This is a genomic window from Pseudomonas sp. P5_B3, assembly GCF_056400405.1.
This window is the reverse complement of sequence record NZ_JBFULI010000027.1, coordinates 1-21876: the sequence shown is the minus strand read 5'-3', so window position 1 is coordinate 21876 and position 21876 is coordinate 1. Positions and strand designations below refer to the sequence as shown.

Genomic DNA, 21876 nt, shown 5'->3' with positions numbered 1-21876 from the left:
GGGGGCACTTGTCGATTCACGACTCGTCGGCAACCACTCTCACTCTGTGGCAATCGGACGGCCCAAGTTTTTGACCGCTCGAGGAGCGAACTTCTATCGGCATCAGGGACTGGCCGAACGCATTGTCCAACAACACAGAACGGGTCTCTTCCCGCGTGAACAGGAAACGTTCGCCCCACTGCCTCATGCTGACCACCACCGGAAAGATCTCCCGTCCTTTCTCCGTCAGGACGTACTCCTTGTAGGCACTGCCATCCGAAGCAGGTTGAACGTCGAATACACCGACCTCAACCAGCGCTTTCAGGCGCGATGCCAGGATGTTTTTGGCCACTCCCAGGCTTTTCTGGAATTCGCTGAATCGGCGAATGCCGTCAAACGCGTCGCGAATGATCAAGAGCGACCATCGATCCCCAATGGCTTCCAGTGTTCGTGCTACCGGACATTCGCTGCTGTGCGATGAAGCGTCTTCGACCATCGTATTTACCTTTTGGATAAGGACCGCCAAGCCTGTCGTTCAACTTTGAGCAATGTGGTTGCAATTTGAAACTAGATGCAGCAACAATTGAATCAAGTTTTTAATTGAAACCAGTTTAACGCCGCGGAGGCTCATGTGACAGCAGATGCCGACTCAACCACCCAGACTTTCGTCACGCAGGCTTCGGGGCTTTCTCCATCGCTCACGTTTTTATTTTCGCTCACCTGCGCGCTGGCAGTCGCCAACGTTTATTTCGCGCAACCCTTACTCGATTCAATGGCTCAGAGCCTGGGTGTGGCCTCATCGATGATCGGGTTTGTGGTGACGGCTACCCAGGTCGGTTACGCGCTCGGGTTGCTGTTCATCGTCCCGCTGGGTGACTTGTTGAACCGTAAAGGGCTGATTCTGACTCAAGTGCTGCTGTCCGCGATTGCGCTGGCGGGGGTCGGCGCCGCACAGCAATGGTTGACCCTGTTGGGGGCCATGATCGTTGTGGGTTTGCTGGCCGTGATGGTTCAAGTGCTGGTGGCCTATGCCGCCGTGCTGGCAACCCCGTCACAACGTGGCCAGGCCGTGGGAACCGTAACCAGTGGCATTGTCCTGGGCATACTTCTGGCGCGATTCACTTCCGGGCTGATCGCAGATCTGGCGGGCTGGCGCACCGTGTATTTCGTTTCCTCTGGATTGATGCTGACCCTCGCGGCGCTGTTCTGGAAAGTGCTGCCTCCCGCGGTGTCTCCACGCAATCGATACACCTACCCGGCACTCATCCGGTCGCTCTTCACGCTGTTCATGACCGAACCGGTCTTGCGCATCAGGGGCCTGCTGGCCTTGTTGATCTTTGCCGCTTTTTCGGTGCTCTGGACATCCATGGTGCTGCCGTTGAGCGCCCCGCCGCTGTCGCTTTCACACACGGTCATCGGCATGTTTGGCCTGGCAGGCGTCGCCGGTGCACTTGCTGCCAGAAGATCCGGTCGCTGGGCCGATCAAGGTATGGGGCAAAGAGTCACGGGCATTTCGCTGGCGATCCTGACGCTGTCCTGGTTGCCCATCGCGTTTGCGCAGACGTCACTGATCGCCCTGGTTTGCGGAGTGGTCCTGCTCGACTTCGCCGTGCAGGCCGTACACGTCACCAACCAGAGCCTCGTCTTTGCGGCACGACCCGACGCGCAAAGTCGCATGGTCGGTGCGTACATGTGCTTTTACTCGGTGGGCAGTGCACTGGGAGCTGCCGCCGCGACGCAGGTTTATGCGCTATGGGGCTGGATAGCTGTCAGTATGCTGGGCGCCTCGATCAGCGCGACTGCCCTGGTGCTGTGGTTTTTTACGTTGCGATTCACAATGATCGATCAAGGACCTGCGCGAAACCTTGGAATTGACCAACACGCCCTCATAACAATGGCTATACCCAACGCCTCCGAGAGGAACGACAGACCATGACCAGACAAACCGAAACTGCCATTCTCGCCGGAGGTTGCTTCTGGGGCATGCAGGATCTACTGCGGCGCTATCCCGGTGTGCTACACACGCGGGTCGGGTACACCGGCGGCGATGTGCCGAATGCCACCTACCGCAACCATGGCAACCACGCCGAAGCTATCGAGATCGTCTTCGACCCTGCCGTGATCAGCTACCGGCAGATCCTTGAGTTCTTCTTCCAGATACACGACCCCAGCACGCCCAACCGTCAGGGTAATGACCTGGGCCCCAGCTACCGTTCGGCGATCTACTACCTCAGCGAACAGCAACGCGACAGCGCCGAGGACACCGCTGCCGATGTCGATGCTTCACACCTGTGGCCAGGCCGGGTTGTCACCGAAATCGAACCGGCGGGACCTTTTTGGGAAGCGGAGCCGGAGCACCAGGATTACCTCGAGCGTATACCGAATGGCTACACATGCCACTTCATCCGCCCGAACTGGAAACTCCCCAAGCGCGCCTGAGAGTCGTGCTTGTGAAGCGCAGAGGTGACCACTTCCGGTCGGTTTCAGCCGGTCGTCGAAGGCAGAAATCGACTCATTGCTGCCCTCCGCTAAGGGCAGCCAGGGATTGTGAATTCAGCAGGTCGATGCAACACAACTAAATTCTGTGTAAGCGACATGCAGACGGCCTCAGCGATTGAGCCTGGTAATTTTTGAACCCTGCAATCCCAGCCCGGCCATTAAGCCCTTTTGATCAAAGATGAACGCATAGACATCGGACTGAGCCGTCGAGGTAGTCATCGATTTGGCCATGCCCGAATCTACGACCACGATGCTTGGGCCCACGCCGACCTCAAACCCATTAACATTTTTCAGGTCGTTCATCGCTGAATAGGTCATGAAGAACATCACGTATCCAAACCGCTGCACGCCCGCCTGAAGGCCGTATGAGGCTGCTGTGGTCGCGTAGTATCCCGTGACTTTTCCGTTCTCAATCAATTCGCCTTCGCCATGCTGTGCGCCGGCGATGAGGCCCGCTTTCAGCACATCAGGGAAAACGAGGATACCCTTGGCTCGCTGCGCTAGGGCGCGCGCTTGCGGCGTTTTGGCATACAAACTCTGTAACGCCGCTTTCGCCTCACGGTCCATTTCCGCGTTAGCAGCCATCGCATCAGAGGCGGAAGTTGATTGACCCATCTGGCAGCCCGCCGTGATCGCGAGTATTGAAATCATTGCCATCATTCGAAGGTATTTGATCATGAGCAATACTCCGTTTCTGTACCTGCCATTGAGGAACCTGCGTGGCGATAGCCGTTGCGGATCAAAGACTGACGGGGTCGATCTTTCCCTTAGACTTTAATCCTAATAAGCAGTTGGTCAAATGCCATGCACATGCATGTGCCTCAGACGAAATCGACAGTCAGCTGTTGGCCGTTCTCTGCCGATCATGGTTACAAAGCGTGCTGGTCAAATCCGATGCAATCGGTGGTCAGAACGAATGCAAATGACTGGTCAGGTCGAATGCAAGCGGGTGATCAAGTAGAGTGCAATTTCGCAACTGAATATCGGATTAGTGTTGTGGGGACTTGTAAGGGGTGATGATGGGGCTCAACAAACCAGTGCAGGACCTGAAGCGCGATCTGCAGGGTGTCGCCTCTGATCTGAAGTGGTCGGCCGTGGAGTTAGTCCGGATTGCCGAGCGGCTAAGCCACGCAGGTAATGGACCAGACGCTGAGGCGCTTCGAAGGATGATCACAATCTTCCAGCAAGGTGAGAATCGGTTAGATGGCTGGATTAAAGAAATCGGTGCAGGTCAGGTAGTCCGGCCGGCGAAGGCAGACCACTGCCAATGATCGCGGAAGGGATTGGCAGGAGGTTGTCATGGCACTTAACAAACCCAATCAAGAGTTACGCCGCGACTTGAAAGCCGCTGCATATTCCCTCGAAGAAGCTGCCCTGGAAATGTTCAGGCTTGCAAAACAGCGCGGGGATACAGAGCTTCTGGAGGCAATGGAGACGATCGAAAAGCTGCATGAGCAAGCTGATCGGCTGACTGCTTACACAGATGAGGTGAAGGCGGGAAGGATTGTCCGGAAGGCTGAATAGCCATGCGTCTGGCGGGCGTATTCGCGCTAGATCTGAAATACAAGCAATGCCCTGTAAACGGTTACTCAATGAAGAAGAAGCTGACGGACAGTAAAGCAGCAGTGACTGCTGCTGAAATTGAGCGTTCTATCCAAGCCCTGAACAAAATGGCTGAACGCCTATGGGGGGATGGCCGGGAAGCCGAGGCGAAAGCTCTCCTCGATGCCTTGGACGCATTAAACCGGGCGCTTGATCGGATCAGGATTGGAGAGAGTCGCAGGGTTCTCCATTGAACGGCACAAACTAGCTGGCGGGTTATGAAGGCGAGAAGAAGTGTGCGGGGGAAGGCGGAGTAGGCCCGTGGTATGACGGCGAGATGTTGTAGCGGCTTGGCGGTCGTACCGATGTAACTCAAATGCCCGGTCCAGAGCCGGGCTTCTCGTATCTGCCCCTGTCATGCCTTCGTCACACCTACCAAGCACAATGCAGTCAGCCAAAGGGATTTGGCCCATCTACAGAGAGCCCGGCTAATGTGCCGGGCTTTTTCGTTTCTGCGACATGCTTTTCACCAATCGCTCACATGGTGGAGCGCAGATTAACCCTGCTCCTTTGAAGAATTCCCATTTGGCCCGCCCGCATGCGGGCCATTTTTTTGGTCGCTGCCACGATTTCTACAAGAACTGGAGCAGCGACCATGTCAGATGACTGCGAAATTGCACTCCACTTGACCACCCGCTTGCATTCGACCTGACCAGTCATTTGCATTCGTTCTGACCACCGATTGCATCGGATTTGACCAGCACGCTTTGTAACCATGATCGGCAGAGAACGGCCAAGAGCAGTCATTCGTGTTTTCACGCATGGTCCGCATGCATTTTGTATTTAACGGTTCTTTTCCCATTGGTCATTACTCATCGCCAAGCGAAAGCCCAGATGCGACATGGAGTTCATAGGATCTGCGCCCTGCCGGGCACTGGTTCGAAAACTCGTGCAGTAGCTGTCACTACAAAGAAAAGATCCGCCTCGGATTACACGCTGCGGTGCATTGGCCGTCACCCCAAGTTCGGGGTCATAGCTGTCGGATGGCCCCACCGGGTTTACCGCTGCTTCACCCGCCGGTTGACGTTTCAGCCCAACTCTAAATGCGTCGGCACGATACCAGTCGGCGACCCACTGCCAAACATTCCCGGACATATCGTAGAGTCCATAGGCGTTAGGTCGGTAACTGCCTACCGGCTTGGTACCAATTTTGAATTTGTTACTGGCTCCGGTCACGGGAAACGGCTGAATCTCATCCCAGGTATTCGCCATCTTTTCTCCACCAGGCGAGAAGTCATTCCCCCACGCATAATTCGCTTGTTCCAGTCCGCCTCTTGCGGCGTACTCCCATTCGGCCTCGGTGAGTAGGCGCTTGTGCGCCCATGCGGCGTAGGCCTTAACATCTTCACGTGAAACCTGAACAACTGGATGGTTTTCCTTGCCTTCGATGGTACTGTCAGGCCCCAGCGGGTGACGCCAGTCAGCCCCCGGGACAAATGCCCACCACTGGCTGAAATCATTGAGCGGGATTGGTCTGTCTGTGCCGACAAAAACCAATGCGCCAGGCACCAAGTCGCTGTCATCCGGCTCAGGCGTCCCTGGTGGCAGTTGGACTTTCAGATCTTCCCATTTGGGTTTGCGTTCGGCGGTGGTGACGTAATGCGTTTCAGAAATGAAACGGGAGAAATCGGCATTGGTGACGTCGTAGCGGTCGATCCAATACCCGTCGAGTCGAACCTTGTGCGCCGGCCCCTCGTTTGGACGAGCCTGCTTATGATCGCTCCCCATCAAAAATTCTCCGGCAGGAAGCCAGACCATTTCCAGGGGGCCATTTTTTCCATCACCCAGCGTCAAAGGCATAGGGCCACGAATGTGCTGATACACCACAAACGCCAGGCAAACCGACACGATCCCGGCGCAGACAATGGCGATACCTAAACGCCGTTTCCTGATAAGCATTTGCGTTCCTCTTGATTTCAGTCTGCGGCCATTGCTGAACCTGCCTGGTATCAAAATCAGGTATAGACACCACTCCTCCAAAGTCAACGACCACTCGGGTTAACGTTGAGATGGACTGGCGAGAGAAGAAAACGGTTCTACACTCCGAACTTGGGGTTTCGGGGGTTTACAGGAGCTGGCCATGGCCACTGCACACTGGAATAAACCTTTATCGTTACGCCAGCGCATCAGTTCAGGACTGGCAGTTGCCTTACTTGCGCTCTCTTGCGCCAATGCAGCGACACAGGAAGTCAACGGCACGCCCGGTTCACCCAGTGCGACCACGACCCTTGACGGGAATTATCTGCCCGCGCCACCAGCACCGTTCGGCGGCGTCATCAATATGGACGTCAAGGAGTCCAAGCCCTATTGGCCACCAACCGTGGTGCCGCCCAAGGGCGCGCCCAACGTGCTGCTGATCATGACCGATGACCAGGGTTATGGCGTGTCCGGCACCTTTGGCGGCGTCATCCCCACGCCGGCCATGGACCGGATCGCGAAGGCCGGGCTGCGCTTCACGCAGTTCCACTCCACCGCACTCTGCTCGCCGACGCGGGCAGCGCTTATCACCGGGCGCAACCATCACTCCGTGGGCTTTGGTGTGATCACCGAGCAGTCCACCGGATTCCCGGGCTACGACTCGATCATTGACAAGAACAGTGCCACGATCGGCAGGATCCTGAAGGAAAACGGCTATTCTACGTCGTGGTTTGGCAAGAATCACAACACCCCCAACTACCAATACAGCCTGGCTGGCCCCTATGACCAATGGCCGAGCGGGATGGGCTTCGATTATTTCTACGGATTCGTGGGCGGCGAATCCGACCAGTGGAAGCCTTTTCTCTTCCGCGATCATACCCAGATCGAACCGTGGGTCGGGAAGCCTGAGTACAACCTCATCACCGATATGGCGGACGAAGCCATCAAGTACATGAATGGCTTGAATGCGGCCGCGCCTGACAAGCCGTTTTTCGTCTATTACGTGCCCGGTGGCACGCATGCACCGCATCAACCGACACCGGAATGGATCGAGAAGTACAAGGGCAAGTTCGACATGGGCTGGAATGCCCTGCGCGATCAGATCTTCGCGAACCAGCAGCGGCTCGGCGTGATTCCGGTGAATACCAAACTCACCCCTTGGCCGGATGACCTGCCGAAGTGGGACACGCTCAACGCCGATGAAAAGAAAATGTTTGCCCGCCAGGCAGAAGTGTTTGCCGCTTACGTGGCTTATACCGATCATGAGATCGGCCGTGTTATCCAGGCCGTGGAGGACATGGGCAAGCTCGACAACACACTGATCATTTACATCAACGGCGACAATGGCACCAGCGCCGAAGGTTCCACCATCGGTACCCCGTTCGATATGGCCGCAATTCAAGGCATTAATGTTCCGGTCGCGGAGCAATTGAAATTCTACGACATCTGGGGCTCGGACAAGACTATGCCGCATATGTCGGTGGCCTGGTCCTGGGCCTTCGATACACCATTCAAATGGACCAAACAGGTGGCGTCGCACTTCGGTGGAACCCGGCAAGGTATGGTCATGTCATGGCCTGACCGTATCAAGGACGCCGGTGGCATCCGCACACAGTTCCATCACGTGATCGACATCGTTCCAACGATCCTGGAAGCCACGCACATCCTGGCACCGGTGATGGTGGATGGTATCGCTCAGAAGCCCATCGAAGGTGTGAGCATGGCCTACACCTGGGACAAGGTGAACGCGAACGTCCCGTCCACGCGCACCACTCAGTACTTTGAAATGCTTGCCAACCGCGCCATCTACCACGACGGCTGGATCGCCTCCACGACCCCGCCTCTGGCGCCCTGGCTTCTCGGCTTGGGCAAGATGCCCGACGTTGTCAACGGATACAACTGGGAGCTTTACAACATCGCGGAGGATTTTTCGCAGAACAATGACCTCGCCGCGAAGATGCCCGACAAGCTGCGCGACATGAAGGAGCTTTTCCTGATCGAGGCGGCGAAATATAACGTGTTCCCGCTGGATAACGACTTACTCCAGCGCGCCACCACGCCGCGACCAAACGCGACCGCCGGCCGGACTGTCTTTACGTACTCGAGTGAATTGTCCGGGCTGCCCGAAAGCAGCGCCCCCAACACCCTCAACAAGTCCTACTCCATCACGGCCGAGGTGGAAATCCCACCGGGCGGCGCCGAGGGGATGCTCAACACACTCGGTGGGCGCTTCGGTGGCTATGGCTTCTACTTGGTGAAGGGCAAGCCTGTCTTTGCCTACAACCTTCTGGCCGTTGAACACTTCCGCTGGGAAGGCCAGGATGCGCTCACGCCCGGCAAGCACACCGTTGTGTTTGACTTCAAATACGACGGGCACGGTTTCGGCAAGGGTGGCACCGGTGTCCTGTCGGTGGACGGTAAGGAAGTCGACCGCAAATCGATCCCGCACACCATCCCGTTCCTCGTGACGGTCGACGAAACCTTCGACGTCGGGGTGGATACCCGGATGGGGGTGGACGACAACGACTATCTACCGCCGTTCCGTTTCACCGGCAAGCTCGACAAGCTGACCATCAAGCTGGATGCTCCAAAGCTGACTGCTGAGGGACAGCTGCTTTACGATCAAGAAATGCAGCAGGTCAAGAACGCGGCGCAGTAGTTCCTGCCTCTCGCTCGCAAAACGCATGGGTCGCCTCTGCACGGGACGGCCCAAGCGGAGTGAATGAGCACATCAAACGAGCGTATATGAACGCTCCGCCACAAGTTGTGGGCGAAAACTCTACCTACCAGTGCCGTCGGCGCAGTTGCAACTCACGACAACCCCACATGATGGAACAGCAAACCGGTGACTAAGGTCCGCATGCCAGTTGGTTTGATTCGTTGAAGTGGGAGTCGTCGCTTTGCGCTGCCCGTGCTGGCAACTACGAGGCAGTGTTCAACCGGCGTGGTGCCGCCCGGTACCTATTTTACAGGTCAGCTACGAAGCAGCGGTATGTCCCTCTGTTAATGACAGCTTTGGGTCGGTTGCTGCCCTTGGTGACAGGCAGAAATCGGCCGATTCTGTTGAAAAAGTCGGTTCTTCCAGATTGACCGCATACTGACCGCTGAAAACGCCTTTTTTGCGCGCCGCTACGCGAAATCTGAGCCCGGAATCCTCTGCTCAATGTAGAGGTTTCAATCTCAAGCGCGTACTTTTCTATCGTGGAAACTATGGCCGACTTTTTCAACAGAATCGGCCAATAGCAGACCTCGGGCGCGCTGCTAGACTCCGCAATGAGGCCAAAGACAATGCCGCCATTCCTACTCGCCTCATTTCGTGTTTCTAGCGCGACACTCAAGCAAAACAGGGAGTTACGCATGAGCAAGGAACGTTATGCGACAGAAACGACGGAAAATACTACGCTACTTCTGCCGTCTACTTATAGTTAGCCACCATCAACAAGGAAGCCTCATGGAATCTCATAATCCCTACTCCCCACCCACCGCAGTGGTTCTCGAACTAAACGAACAACCGACTGACGAAATGATAGAAAACCTACCGATTTCTGCAGCTTGGAAAGAGCGCTTCAAGGCAATCGCTCATGCAGGCGGGCCAAAGCTACCCAACCTCAAAAATCTTCCAAAGCCGGAGCGAAGAAAAGCCTTCTCTTTTAACATATTGGCGTATCTCTTCGGCCCAATATATTACCTATCCAAAGGAATGTGGAAGAAATCAATCACATACTTAATCTTGTCAGTTGCCATTGTTATAGCCCTAAGTCTTCTTCTAGATGCGCTCGGATACCCCGAATTATCCAATGCCCTTAAATATGGAGTAAGTGCATTTTATGCACTCCGCGCAAACATAGACTTTTACAAAAAAACCGTCCTACATAGCAACGGATGGTGGTAACAGCTAACAATGCGCTCAACCACCGCCTACTTCGTTTGAAAACTGGGCGCATATTCATTTCTTCTACTCTAATCGGCCTCTCCAAGACGGCAGCCCTGGGTTTATTTCAGCCGAGTCCAGCAGACAGGCTTTGTCCGGCAGCTGCCTCTCGTCAACGTCAGTTTCCGGCCAGAAGCAGTCAGTCAGCGCGCTTACAAAAGGAAGGACGATTCAGTTTTCCATTCAGCTGACCTTGCTGCGATACCAGACGGCAGTAGGTTCATTATCAGCTTGGGGTTTTCGTATTTCGAACTGCTGTGACTCGCGCAGGGCATGCTTCCAGTCGCTGCAACCGTAGCGCTTGGGCGTCTGCTCTGGATAGGTACCACCAATCCAGTGGATGGCTGCTTCCAGTCGAGTCCAGCCACCTTTGGCAAGCTTGGTTTCCGCTTCACGTAAACAGCGGCATATCCCACTGCCAGGCCAATAGATTGAACCGTCCTCCCTGATACCATCGATGAGCGCATCTTCAAATGCTTGGCTTAGCATAACCGAAGCCACTTTAGCTGCTGCCACATCAATGGTTTTGGCCCAACATTGCAGATTCAGACAATGCCGATTGATGGTTTCGTAGCTTTCCTCCAGAAAACCATCCGCCGCCTGGCAGCCTGATTCAGTCCAGAGATCGAAACGCTCAATGAAGTGGTGAACCAGTTCATTGCGCAGGTCGACCAGCTCCTTGAGGGCGGCCTTCGTTGCCTCATAGTGCTCGGCTGGCATTTCCAACTGGAGTCGATAGCTGAACCAGATCTGGTCACCGACATCGGCTTCCGTCTGTGATTCTTCATTTTGGGGCGACTGGGTCAGAAAGCTTTCGGTCAGCATTCCGACCAACGTGCCCATGGTCTTTTTCTGGGCACATGCGATCTTTTGCCCACGGATGGTATGCAGCCGATCCGCAGGGCCGCTCAACTCGCCATGCGCGACTATGACTTTCAGCAGCCGTTCGTATTGTTGCAAGCGCAACAGACAGCGCCCGAGCTTGCGCTGCACTATACGTTGAAGGTCAGGTACATCATCCGAGGGCATGGTAGTGACTTCATCCATGATTAACGACTCAGGCATAAGTGGTAGGGCTGGAGCGATTCACTGCAATCCGCTTGCCCTGCCAGGAAGGCTTGCAACGCGTAAATCGGACGCTTTTCAATCTCAGTGTAGGCAGAGTCAATCCGCTCGGACTTTTTCAACAGAATCGGTCGACAGCTTCGGGTCGACTTCTGCCGGTCACGACAGGCAGAAGTCGGCCAATAACTGCCTGCTGGAACCGGCTGAAATCGACCCGCAGCAGTCTTCGCTAACGATTGAACTCACAGGCCTGGACAGCCGTTCGGGCAGGTCCGGCGGCATGATGGGTCAGCCCGTAAAGAAGTACTTGCCTTTGACTTTCCTGGGATTGACGAAGACGAAGTCTGGAAAGATTTTTCCTCGGACGTACCAAACATAAGCCAGGATAACGATACTGATAGCTAATGCGATAGTGGTTGTTGCCGGACTCGATGTAAACCCCGCAAGCGATCTTGGGAATTGGGGAAACGATAGGAGTATGTACGCGTTGTAGGCGCCGACGCGATGGTTGTAGAAGCCCCATACCAAAAACAAGGGAATCAAGGTCATTGAAACACCCATAACCCATTTGGCCGTTGGCCCCATCCTGGCGCCGATATACAATCCCAGAAAGAATGCAATCAAAGCCTGGGCGAGCATTATCGTGATGAGAATATTGACCTTGCGATCGTGCTCGTCACAACGAATTGGATCTGCATACGAAGCTATAAAGTAGGCAAGATGACTGTCTTTTACACCCCGCCCGGAGAGTTGTGAAAACACTTCCGACTTTGCAGTGCCGGCGGCGAGTAGTTCGCGAACTTTTTCCTGAACTTCTTTCTTGCTCAAAGTTGAATGTGAAATACTTTCTCTTTGCGTCAACTTGACAGTTTTCTTAGCAGGAAACACCAGGACAGCTATGGCCCCGATAAAGGCTAGCGTGCCCAAGAAAACGCCCAAGTAAAAACCCCCACCTAGTGAGTAAGTACCTGGCTTCACTCTACCCGGCTTTGCAGGGTCGACAAGAATTTCGATCACTTTTCCTTCCCTGAGTGTTGCAATTGATCTTTCGACCGACTCCAGGCTGGTCCTACAGGGCCGCTGCGATATTTCGAGCGGATAAGTGTATTGCTGTCCGTTCAACTCAAAGGTCACGTTAACCAGAGGGCAATAGGTCATACCCTTACTGCGCATCTCCTCAGAAATGGAGACAGTGGCGACAGTGGCATGCAACTTCTGCCAAGTCTTCGTCTCGTCCACCTCCTTGAACGAGGAAAGAGACACGAGAAGGCAGAGCAAGGCAAAGAAAAATAAAACAACGAACAGGGCAGCCCTTAGCAAGAAGGTCTTCATAAGGCTCCTTGGCCAACGTGAAATGCAGGTCAGTTGGGAAATGACGCCTTGGCAGCAAGTCCCCCTGCGCGCAGTGTAATGATGCACTGAGGTTAGTCCGTAGATACTCAAATGCAATGCAACTTCCCGCGCTTGCGTTACTAGCCGGTTTCTGCCGGTTCCCACCGGCAGCTTCACGCCCTGAGGAAGTCAGTCAACCTAAATCGAGGTTCTTCAGGAGCGGTGAACCACGCTTGCTCAAGGCATTCAAGTAGGTGGTTTCATCTAGCACGAGGAATCACGCCAGGAAGGGCCGGGCAGCATTCCACTTGCCCGCGAAAGCTGCGCCGCGTTCTGTCTGATACGTCGCGTCGTCTGCATCGCGGGCAGGCCCGGCTCTTGCAGGTGCATGTTCCACCCTCGCTGACAGCAATCAGGCCTCGCGCTGAGGACAGTCCAATGGCGACGAACATGTTCTGCAGGTGACGTGACGACCTGGATCAATACTCGGGTTGAAGCTATACCGAAAGGGTTCAGAGTGGGGATGGACCACACGCTCGCTTAGCGACTGAGGAGTACTTCGCGGTGTCGAATCAGCTGGTCATACGCAACATGACCCGTCCCGAGCTGGACGAGCTCGTCGATTGGGCTGCCCGTGAGGGTTGGAATCCCGGCCTTCACGATGCCGAGCTGTTCTGGGCTACGGACCCTGCCGCCTTCATCGCGGCGTACCAGGGCGGCGAATTGATCGGCGGCGGTGCGATCACCTCCTACAATGGCGAATTCGGTTTCATGGGTTTTTTCATCGTCCGGCCTGAATATCGCGGTCAAGGTCTGGGCAATACCCTCTGGCACGCACGCCGCGAGCGACTCCTCGCCCGCCTGCACCCAGGTGCGAGCATCGGCATGGACGGCGTCTTCGCGATGCAGGACTACTACGCCAAGGGTGGTTTCGTCTTCTCCCATCGCAACATGCGTTTTCGTGCCAGGATCACCGAACGCCCGGCGACCTCGCAGGTAGACGGCCAGGATATCGTTCCGTTGGCCACCTTCCCGTTCGATCAGGTTGTCGATTACGACCGCACCTGCTTCCCCGCCACGCGCGCAACCTTCCTGAGCGGGTGGATAACCCAAGCCGATGCACTCGCCGTGGGTTGCCGGCGCGAGGGCGGGCTAAGCGGCTATGGCGTAGTAAGGCGCAGCCGGGAAGGCTACAAGATCGGCCCCTTGTTCGCCGATGACGCCCTGGCAGCCAATGCCCTCTACGCGCGCCTGGCGGAATTTGCCGAGGGTGGCCCGCTGTTTCTCGATGTTCCGGAGAATAACCCCGCCGCGATGGCGCTCGTGCACCAACAGGGCATGATCGAGGTTTTCGGCTGCGCACGCATGTACCTCGGCCCTCCTCCGGCGATCGCGCACGAACGTGTGTTCGGCGTCACGACCTTCGAGCTGGGCTGATGTCCGCTCGCGACCTCATCGGTTATGGCGGCTGCCCACCCCACCCGCGGTGGCCCGGTGAGGCACGCGTCGCGGTCCAGTTCGTACTCAACATCGAAGAGGGCGCGGAGTCATGCATCCTCAATGGCGATGCACAGTCGGAGGCCTGGCTTCACGAGCTACCGGGGCGCCCGCCACGTGTGGGGGAACCGGACTTGAGCGTCGAGGGCATGTACGAATACGGATCGCGCGCAGGCGTGTGGCGCATTCTGGATCTGTTCAGCGCCCGAGGCCTGCCGCTGACCGCCTTCGCCGTCGGCCGGGCACTGGAACTCACCCCGGCGATCGGCCATGCGCTCTGCGCCGCAGGGCATGAGATTGCCGGGCATGGCTACCGTTGGCTGGACTATCGCGACATGCCTGAAGACCAGGAGCGGCGCCATATCCGCCTCACCCTCGACGTGATCGAGCAGATCTGCGGTAAACGCCCCACAGGTTGGTACACAGGAAGGGTCAGCCAGAACACCCGCCGCCTGTTGCGTGAGGAAGGCGGGTTGCTCTATAGCTCGGACGCCTACAACGATGATCTGCCCTATTGGCTCCCAGGCGCGCCCGCCCACCTGGTGATCCCTTACACACTGGTCAACAACGACGCCCGCTATCTGCTGCCCAATGGTTTCGCCTGCGGTGAAGACTTCTTCCGGCTGCTCAAGGATGCTTTCGACCTGCTGTGGCAGGAGGGCGCGCAACACCCCAAGATGATGAGCGTCGGCCTGCATGGGCGGATCAGTGGCCATCCTGGTCGTGCGATGGCGCTGGCGCGCTTTCTCGATTACGTGCAAGGCCACGACGCAGTGTGGATCTGCCGGCGCGAAGAGATTGCCAGGCACTGGATCGCCCGATTCCCCGCCTGAGTGGCAAGTGGTTCGCAACGACCTGAGCCACGCCTTACCTATGGGGCACCGACGGGATTGGCTACAACGTTGAAAAGGTCCGCGCCGTCCTCGGTGAGCAGGCACCGGTGAACTCATGGGACCTGCTGTTCAAAGAAGAGAACCTGGCCAAACTCAGTCAATGTGGGGTGGCAATACTGGATTAATCCACAATGAACAACTTTGCTCCAGCCGTGGTGAATGAACGATGCCCTTCAGCATCATTACCCACCTGATAACTCATGCCCGCCGTCAGTGTGAACTGACGACCATCCTCCAACTCTGTATGCAACTGACCTTCGAGACATAGCAGGATATGGCCTCTCCGGCACCAGTGATCGGCCAGGTATCCCGGGCTGTATTCGACCATCCGCACGCGCGCTGCCCCAAACTGGCAGGTTCGCCAATAGGCCGTGCCTGTCAGACCTGCATGCGCCACGGGCTCTATCGTTGACCAATCGGTGGTACCGAACGGGATTGCAGTGAGATCCATTGCCGCCTCATCGACCTACAGTGAATGCGGAGCGTATCAATCTGGCGTTGGTGCCGAATAGTCACAGACGGTCCGTATTTATTGGATACAGGGGACAGTGGTAAAACCCTGGCGACCGAGCAGTGAACTGGCCAACAGCGCCTTCAAACCCATCGGCCTGGCAAAATGATAACCCTGGGCCTGCCCCGCCCCCATTTCGCGCAGCAGGTCCAGCGTTGCTTCATCCTCGACGCCTTCGGCCACCACACTCAGGTCCAGCGATTCGGCCATCCGCACAATCGCCCGGACAATCGCGCGACTGCGGGAACTGGTGGTCAGTTCGAGGATGAACGACTTGTCGATTTTCAATCCGCTGAAACGGTATTGATGCACATAGCTCAGGGATGAAAACCCTGCACCGAAGTCATCGAGCACCACCGACATGCCGTTGTCCGCCAGTTGCTGCATGGTCTGTCGGGCAATCGCCGGCTCGGCTACCAGCGCCCCTTCGGTCAGTTCCAGACAGATCCGTGACGGCGAGACCCGGTGTTGCGCCAACAGTGTCAGCACCTCACTGGCGAAATCGGGACGCGTCATGCTGTAGCTGGAGCAATTGACGTGCACCGGCGGCCAATCGGCGTGCCCGGGCTGCGCGAGGATCGCTGCAATGCTGGCAAGCATGTACAGGTCCAGTCGACCGATCAGGCGCAAACCCTCGACATCCGGCAGGAATTCGCCAGGCGCAATCACCCGGCCGCCCGGCTGATGCCAGCGGATCAGCGCTTCAAGGGCCAACAGCTCGCCGGTTTCGACGCTGACGATCGGCTGGAAATACGGCAGCAGTTCGTCGTTGCGCTTGAGTGCGTTGCGCAAGGCCCCTTCTCGCTCGACCTGGTCCGAGACTTCACGGCGCACCTCCTGGTTGAACACCGCGTAGCTGTCGCGCCCGGCACTCTTGACCCGATACATCGCCGCATCGGCATCGCGCAGCAAGTCGGCGGGCTCGTGATGGAACTGACTGTCGGCGCTGACGATACCGATACTGCAGGACGAGAAAACTTCATGGCCATTGATGAAAAACGGCAGGTCGAACGCCACCAGGATCCGTTCGGCAATTTCGATCATCACCTCCAGCGGCGCCTCGGGAGCCAGCACCGAAAACTCGTCGCCCCCCAGGCGCGCCAGCATGTCGGTGTCGCGCAGGCAACCACGTAAACGGTGGGCCGCCTGCATCAACAGCAGGTCGCCAAAATGGTGGCCGAGGCTGTCGTTCACCATCTTGAAGCGGTCGAGATCGATGAACATCACCGACAGGTGCCCGCCTTCGTTGCCGAACCGCGACCAGGACAGATTGAGGCGCTGTTGCAGGTAGGTGCGATTCGGTAGCCCGGTCAGCGCATCGTGGGAGTTCTCGTGCTGCAACTTGGCATTGGCGTGATCGAGCTCGCGGGTGCGGCTCTGCACCCGGGCTTCCAGCTGGAGGTTGGCGGCATGGATCGCTTCGGCGGCCGTGCGTCGCGACAACGCTGTGTCGATGTGCCGTGACACGAACGTCAGCAGCTCCTGGTCACGCTGGGTATAGCTCACCTGCGAGGTATAGCTTTGCACCGCCAGCACGCCTCGCACCACGTCGTCTTCGAACAATGGAATGCCCAGCCAGGAGTAGGAGCGCACAGACTCATGGGCAATTTCGATTTCACCATGCGCGGACAATCGTTCAGCCTCGCCGGCGTCAATCAGGCAGGGTCGACGCTGACGGATCACGTACTCGGTCAAGCCCCGGCGCCCTCGCCGTGCCGCCGGGCGGGTCGTCTGCCGTTCATCCACATAATAGGGAAACGTCACTTCACCGGTCGCGTCGTCGAACAGCGCAATGTAGAAGTTCTGCGCAAACAGCAGGTCATCGACGATGCCATGCAAGGATTGAAACAACTCGGCCGTGTCACCAGGCTGGCTCGACAGTTCGGCTATCTGGAACAGCGCGTTCTGCAGGTGTTCGGCGCGCTCTCGGTCTGCGACTTCCTGCCTCAAGGCGTCGTTGAGTGCCGAAAGCTCCAGGGTACGACGCATCACTGTTTCTTCCAGGTCCTCCCGATGCAGAATCCGGTCCAGCGCCATGGCCACGTGACGGGCTACCACCAGAAACAGCGCGCGGTCTTCGGCGCTGTAGATGCGAGAAACGTCGTAGACCTGCATTGCCAGCATGCCAAACACGTCATCCGAGGCGTTTTTCAATGGAGCGCCCATCCAGAACTCGGGACGATCACCCACGCAGTAGAAACGGTTTTCGGCCTGAGCCGCGAGAATGCCGGCAGAGTCAATCAGCAACGGCTGGCCGGTGGTCAATACCTGGCCGGTCAACGACAGATGCGCAGGGTCAAGGTATTCGTAGTTCTCGGCTTCCAGGGCATCAGCGTCGATGATGTCGACGTAATACGGGTAGTCGATCTTGCCGGTGTGCGGGTTATACAGCGCGAGATAGAAGTTCTCGGCGTCGATCAGGCTGGCCAGCAGCCGGTGAACCCCCACCAGAAACACTGACCGGTCACGGGTCGAACTGGCGAGATAGGTAATTTCATACAGCACACGCTGCGTGATCTGCGCACGGGCAAGGGTATTGGTCTGTAGCTCAATGCCCAGGCGCTGGGCAAGTTCAGCGAGCGCCGGCTCTGCTGCATCGTCGACTGGCGCGAGTAGCCAACCCAGCACACTTTCGCCTCTTCCGGTCGGCCAGCGGTGCACGTTGCGGGCCAGGCAAAAGGCTTCGAACTCGTCATTCGCAACGCTAGAAGGCCACTGTACCCGTGGGTCGCCCTGGCCAACCCGATGCATCTGTTCACCGGTGCGGTAAAACACCCAGGCGCTGGTATGGGCCCCGTTGCGCACAGAATCCAGCAATTGTCCGATCGTGTCGTCTTCACCGACAGTACCCGGGTTCTCTATGGGCTCAGGTACGGCACCTTCGCACGTGCGCGATTGCCATGGGGAGCCGGTCAATGTACGAAAACTCATCAGCGCTCCCTGAGCCAAAAACTGCCGACACTCGCTTACTGATTGCCAGCAGTGTGCCGTAAAGCTTTCCGTTTAAAGCTTATAGCGGTTTTTTTCAATGACTTTATGCACTTTGCTGCCAGGTATGAGACGGGCCACAAACTAAACGTATCAGTCGTCGTTGTCATCGCGATCACGGTAGCGACGGTGATCGCGATCATAGTCACGAGAATCATAGCCACGACGATCATAGTCACGGTCATAACCTCGATCATCGTCCCCTCTTTGGTAGTAACCACGTCGATGATCATGATCGTGATATCGACCGTACCGTTCTCCGTCATCCCAGTGCGGGCCGCAGCCTCCCAACAAGACGGCGCTGGAAATGGCCACGATCAAGAGTACTGCGCGATTCATATGAACGTCCTAAACGTCGGAGGTATGGAATGGTTACAACTATGACCATTCAGTAACTCAATGATTCCTCGGGGAAATACAAACGAGTGATGGTCACTCTCCCATCGAATCCCCGTCGAGACAGCCAGAGCCTGTCATGAATAGCCAAGGGACTGTCGTCAAATGAAAAGCGCCCCTGATGCGGGGGCTATTTACTGGCAGCACTGAAAAAACCTCTGGCGATCGAGCCGACGTAAGCGACTGCTGCGCCTGAGTCACGAGTTGACTGGTACGCCAGGCAGGAGAATAACAATATGAAATTCGTGAAGAGCCTTCTGGCTGCCGTACCCCTCATGGCGCTGGCCATCGATGCCCAGGCCTATGTATCGAACCGGGAAGCCGCTCGGCTGGGCACCAGCCTGACGTGGGTGGGTGCCGAAAAGGCCGGTAATGCCGATGGCTCCATCCCGCCCTACAACGGTGGCCTGACCACTGCCCCCGCAAGCTTCAAGACCGGCGACAGCATGCGCCCGGACCCCTTTGCCCACGAAAAACCACTGCTGGTGATCAACGGCAAGAACGTCGAGTCGTACAAAGGCATGCTGACCGCCACCACCGTAGCGTTGGCCAGGCGTTACCCCGGCTTTCGCATCGATGTGTATCCGACCCACCGCACTGCATCGCTCCCGCAGGCGGTACTGGACAATAGCCGCCGCAATGCCACTGCCGCCAGGTCCCTCAACGGCGGGATCGCCATCGACAATGTGCTGCCCGGCGTGCCGTTCCCGATCCCGCAATCAGGCGCTGAAGCGATGTGGAACTTCCTGCTGCGCTACCAGGGTGTCAACATCCATTCCAAGTACGACTCCTGGAGCGTCGACACGGCGGGCGTACCGAGCCTGGCGGTCACCGGCGAGGCATTCGTCTCCTTCCCGATTTACGAGAACATGTCCAAGCCCTTCAACAGTTCCGACATTTACTATCAGTTGAAACTGTCCTATACCGGCCCCGCGCGCCGGGCCGGCGAGTCGATCATGCTCAAGAACGCCACCAACCCGACGCAGTTTCCTGGCCGGGCCTGGCAGTACATGCCTGCCCAGCGCCGCGTCAAACAGATTTCGATCCTGGCCTACGACACACCCAACCCCGGTACCGCCCGAGCACTGGAACTGTATGACTGGACGCTGGTCGGCAAGCAGGAAATGATCGTGCCCTACAACACCTACAAACTGACCTACGCTCGCGATGCCAAATCGCTGACCACGCCAAACTTCATTGCGCCGGACTTCGTACGCTGGGAAAAACACCGGGTCTACGTCGTGGAGGGCAACCTCAAGCCCGGTGCAAACCACATCTACCAGAAGCGTCGCTTTTACCTGGATGAAGACACCTGGGCCGCTGTGGCCTCCGATCAGTACGACACCAGTGGCCAGCTATACCGTGGCTCCTTCGCTTTCTTCAGCCAGAGCTATGACCAACAGGTCCCGGACGCCACCCCTTTCATGACGTACGACCTGTCGAAAGGCACCTATAACATCAATGGCGTGGTGGGCCCTCATGGCGGCATCCGCTATATCGAGCCGTTATCGACGGCGCAGTGGGTGCCAGAGTCCATGGCGGGCACCGGTATTCGCTAGGGACCGATAAATCACAAAGCCCCGGTTCGAAAAAGCCGGGGCCCGGGATTTCGGCTGGGCCGAGGCTTGAGGGCTGGGCCCGTTTCAGCGCCTGACCGGCGGGATATCCCTGCCGGCCGACGATAGTGAAATATCAGTTACCCGCAGTCGTCATGGAGACAGGCATCTAGCGCTTGCCCTTCATGCAGACGACGGAAAGATAAGCACCCCAAAGCACACCACACAGGGCAAGTATGAGCTCCGGATTGAAAATGTTCTGATCGGCCGGCGCCACCAGGATTTCGCTATATAGGCACAAGGCGCCCGCGATCAACGCAAGAAAGTATCCGGTCCGGGTTCTGGTCCGGCGCAGCAACAGAACCTTTTTCAGCCCCTCGTCTTTCCATTCTTGAAGGGGTATGCATTGGATCTCCTCCAGCAGCACCACACCCCACAGCAACGCGCACAACCAATAGCCTATCATCATGATTTCCTCCACTTAGAACATTGATTCAACAGGTAGAACATTAATTCAACATGAATACAGCGCGCACTCCGCGCTCAACTTACAAAGATCGATTCCAGAGTCTTTTCTGACTCGTGCAATTTGCTCTCACGCAAATCCATATCCTGAAGCAGGTGAGAAGGTTCGAGCGGCCGCTGCCAGGGGCGGTGATGCAGGACCATAGACGGGGAGTCCGAGTGGAGCACGCCCGGTCTCGTTGCCAGTGGTCGCATCCCGCTGGACCACTTCAGCGGTGTCGAAGTCATACTCCCAGTGGCCTGCCTCATTCCACTTGTGGAGAAAGTAGGTATAAAACGGCACAAACAGTCCCTGGTTCGGCTCAGCGTATTGCAACCCGAACACGTACTCAGGCTGGTTCTTCATTTCACGACCGCTATGGCAATGCTGGACCCAGGCCAGGTCGTCGAGAACGACAACCTTCCAGAACGGGTCGTGATCGTAGAACTTCAGCGAAACTTTCTTGCCGCTTCTGCGGCACTCGTTCAGGAACGCAATGCTGGCGGCAAGTTCCTCTTGAAAGGTCGAGGTTGTAACTTCTTCCGGAAGTGAGTCGACTCGCTTGCGCGCCGCTACGCCGAGCGGATTGAGCAACATGACGCGGATTTCATACGCCGTCGTGAAGACCTCCTTCAACAGGCTATCCGGGGCAATCAGGGTTTCGTACCCCGTGAGCGAAAGGATGGAGGCGTCACGCGCCGCCGGTAAAGAGCGAACCAGATTGCGTTCCTGAAGGGTCGAAAGCCATCCCTTGCGCGGATGCCTGGTGAAGAGCAGCGAAGCCATCTTCGCGCTCGTCAGGCGATGGCGGTTGTCCCACGCGCGTTTGCACAGATAGAACAGAACCATCAAGGTTGAGGCCAGCACGATTTCTGTCGCCAGCAACAGATTCGCGTTCAACTCCACGCGTGGCCACCATACATAGAGGATGTACCGCGCCGCATCCGGCGTGGCAAACGCCATGGCCATTGCCAGCAAGGTGATGACGCCATGTGACATGACGTGCCGCAGCACGGCTAGAAAGTCGTGTTCTTTGCTGATTGGTTCCATGGGGTACTGCTCCCATTTGGTGATGATTGCCAGCAGGAAAAATCTTCCGGTAACAGGTACTTGGCTAAACGCTCCAACATGCGGCGCATGATGGCCAGTTCATGGTTTTTGTCGTAGAACGCGTAGGCACCCGCTTTTGTGAAGTACTTCCAATG

Annotated in this window: 20 protein-coding genes and 2 pseudogenes; 11 read left to right on the top strand and 11 right to left on the bottom strand. The window is 56.9% G+C overall.

Annotated features, from left to right (window positions below; translation table 11 throughout):
• Positions 1-16 precede the first annotated feature (16 nt).
• Positions 17-475, bottom strand: a complete 459-nt coding sequence (locus AC1DRN_RS16755; protein ID WP_457266200.1) for a winged helix-turn-helix transcriptional regulator — start codon at positions 473-475, stop codon at positions 17-19.
• 135 nt (positions 476-610) lie between these two features.
• Between AC1DRN_RS16755 and AC1DRN_RS16750 the strand changes: the two genes are divergently transcribed.
• Both AC1DRN_RS16750 and msrA read left to right on the top strand, forming a co-directional pair.
• Positions 611-1915 (top strand): MFS transporter, encoded by a 1305-nt coding sequence (locus tag AC1DRN_RS16750; RefSeq protein ID WP_457266199.1) that lies wholly within the window; start codon positions 611-613, stop codon positions 1913-1915.
• Complete coding sequence (gene msrA, locus AC1DRN_RS16745; protein ID WP_223460573.1) at positions 1912-2418, top strand: peptide-methionine (S)-S-oxide reductase MsrA; 507 nt, start codon at positions 1912-1914, stop codon at positions 2416-2418. The genes AC1DRN_RS16750 and msrA overlap by 4 nt, the downstream gene beginning before the upstream one ends.
• Positions 2419-2586: 168 nt before the next feature.
• Here the strand turns inward: msrA and AC1DRN_RS16740 are convergent, their stop codons facing one another.
• The gene (locus tag AC1DRN_RS16740; protein WP_223460575.1) at positions 2587-3156 is read right to left on the bottom strand and encodes a lipid-binding SYLF domain-containing protein; all 570 of its coding nucleotides are present in this window, start codon (positions 3154-3156) and stop codon (positions 2587-2589) included.
• Between the two features lie 341 nt (positions 3157-3497).
• On the opposite strand from AC1DRN_RS16740, the gene AC1DRN_RS16735 reads away from it, so the two are divergent.
• The 3 genes from AC1DRN_RS16735 to AC1DRN_RS16725 all read left to right on the top strand — a co-directional run bounded on the left by AC1DRN_RS16735 (position 3498) and on the right by AC1DRN_RS16725 (position 4274).
• A complete protein-coding gene (locus tag AC1DRN_RS16735) occupies positions 3498-3749 on the top strand; it encodes a hypothetical protein (RefSeq protein ID WP_043302427.1) in 252 nt (83 codons plus the stop codon).
• Between the two features lie 28 nt (positions 3750-3777).
• Positions 3778-4002, top strand: coding sequence for a hypothetical protein (locus AC1DRN_RS16730; RefSeq protein ID WP_008019294.1), 225 nt, complete (start codon positions 3778-3780; stop codon positions 4000-4002).
• Positions 4003-4070: 68 nt separating this feature from the next.
• Positions 4071-4274: a hypothetical protein gene (locus AC1DRN_RS16725; RefSeq protein ID WP_043302433.1), complete on the top strand. Its 204-nt coding sequence runs from the start codon at positions 4071-4073 to the stop codon at positions 4272-4274.
• A gap of 589 nt (positions 4275-4863) precedes the next feature.
• Here AC1DRN_RS16725 and AC1DRN_RS16720 read toward each other — a convergent pair.
• A complete protein-coding gene (locus tag AC1DRN_RS16720) occupies positions 4864-5979 on the bottom strand; it encodes a formylglycine-generating enzyme family protein (RefSeq protein WP_457266198.1) in 1116 nt (371 codons plus the stop codon).
• A gap of 181 nt (positions 5980-6160) precedes the next feature.
• On the opposite strand from AC1DRN_RS16720, the gene AC1DRN_RS16715 reads away from it, so the two are divergent.
• Both AC1DRN_RS16715 and AC1DRN_RS16710 read left to right on the top strand, forming a co-directional pair.
• Positions 6161-8656 (top strand): arylsulfatase, encoded by a 2496-nt coding sequence (locus AC1DRN_RS16715; protein WP_457266197.1) that lies wholly within the window; start codon positions 6161-6163, stop codon positions 8654-8656.
• Between the two features lie 792 nt (positions 8657-9448).
• On the top strand, positions 9449-9889 hold the full coding sequence (locus tag AC1DRN_RS16710; protein WP_457266196.1) for a DUF2628 domain-containing protein: 441 nt from the start codon (positions 9449-9451) through the stop codon (positions 9887-9889).
• Between the two features lie 222 nt (positions 9890-10111).
• Here the strand turns inward: AC1DRN_RS16710 and AC1DRN_RS16705 are convergent, their stop codons facing one another.
• Together AC1DRN_RS16705 and AC1DRN_RS16700 are read right to left on the bottom strand one after the other, a co-directional pair.
• Entirely contained in the window at positions 10112-10975 is an 864-nt protein-coding gene (locus tag AC1DRN_RS16705; RefSeq protein ID WP_223460587.1) for an OST-HTH/LOTUS domain-containing protein, read from the bottom strand.
• A gap of 306 nt (positions 10976-11281) precedes the next feature.
• Positions 11282-12325, bottom strand: coding sequence for a DUF3592 domain-containing protein (locus AC1DRN_RS16700; protein ID WP_457266195.1), 1044 nt, complete (start codon positions 12323-12325; stop codon positions 11282-11284).
• Between the two features lie 564 nt (positions 12326-12889).
• Between AC1DRN_RS16700 and AC1DRN_RS16695 the strand changes: the two genes are divergently transcribed.
• The 3 genes and pseudogenes from AC1DRN_RS16695 to AC1DRN_RS16685 form a co-directional block, all read left to right on the top strand.
• Positions 12890-13762 (top strand): GNAT family N-acetyltransferase, encoded by an 873-nt coding sequence (locus AC1DRN_RS16695; protein ID WP_457266194.1) that lies wholly within the window; start codon positions 12890-12892, stop codon positions 13760-13762.
• Entirely contained in the window at positions 13762-14655 is an 894-nt protein-coding gene (locus AC1DRN_RS16690) for a polysaccharide deacetylase family protein (RefSeq protein WP_223460593.1), read from the top strand. Before AC1DRN_RS16695 ends, AC1DRN_RS16690 begins: the two co-directional genes overlap by 1 nt.
• Positions 14656-14681: 26 nt before the next feature.
• Positions 14682-14837, top strand: a pseudogene (locus tag AC1DRN_RS16685) (polyamine ABC transporter substrate-binding protein); the annotation flags it as partial.
• On the opposite strand, the gene AC1DRN_RS16680 reads toward AC1DRN_RS16685, so the two are convergent.
• From AC1DRN_RS16680 to AC1DRN_RS16670, 3 genes are all read right to left on the bottom strand, one after another.
• Entirely contained in the window at positions 14837-15166 is a 330-nt protein-coding gene (locus AC1DRN_RS16680) for a DHCW motif cupin fold protein (RefSeq protein ID WP_223460595.1), read from the bottom strand. The pseudogene AC1DRN_RS16685 and the gene AC1DRN_RS16680 overlap by 1 nt on opposite strands.
• 78 nt (positions 15167-15244) lie before the next feature.
• Positions 15245-18157 (bottom strand): sensor domain-containing phosphodiesterase, encoded by a 2913-nt coding sequence (locus tag AC1DRN_RS16675; protein ID WP_457266193.1) that lies wholly within the window; start codon positions 18155-18157, stop codon positions 15245-15247.
• 150 nt (positions 18158-18307) lie between these two features.
• Positions 18308-18553 carry a hypothetical protein gene (locus AC1DRN_RS16670; protein WP_223460599.1) on the bottom strand — a complete coding sequence of 82 codons (246 nt, stop codon included), beginning with the start codon at positions 18551-18553 and terminating at the stop codon, positions 18308-18310.
• Positions 18554-18846: 293 nt separating this feature from the next.
• On the opposite strand from AC1DRN_RS16670, the gene AC1DRN_RS16665 reads away from it, so the two are divergent.
• The gene (locus AC1DRN_RS16665; protein ID WP_457266192.1) at positions 18847-20169 is read left to right on the top strand and encodes a DUF1329 domain-containing protein; all 1323 of its coding nucleotides are present in this window, start codon (positions 18847-18849) and stop codon (positions 20167-20169) included.
• Positions 20170-20335: 166 nt separating this feature from the next.
• On the opposite strand, the gene AC1DRN_RS16660 is transcribed toward AC1DRN_RS16665, so the two are convergent.
• The 3 genes and pseudogenes from AC1DRN_RS16660 to AC1DRN_RS16650 all read right to left on the bottom strand — a co-directional run.
• Complete coding sequence (locus AC1DRN_RS16660) at positions 20336-20635, bottom strand: hypothetical protein (protein WP_108215702.1); 300 nt, start codon at positions 20633-20635, stop codon at positions 20336-20338.
• Positions 20636-20761: 126 nt separating this feature from the next.
• Entirely contained in the window at positions 20762-21721 is a 960-nt protein-coding gene (locus AC1DRN_RS16655; RefSeq protein WP_223460605.1) for a hypothetical protein, read from the bottom strand.
• A pseudogene (locus AC1DRN_RS16650) lies at positions 21688-21876 on the bottom strand (hypothetical protein); the annotation flags it as partial. The gene AC1DRN_RS16655 and the pseudogene AC1DRN_RS16650, both read right to left, overlap by 34 nt.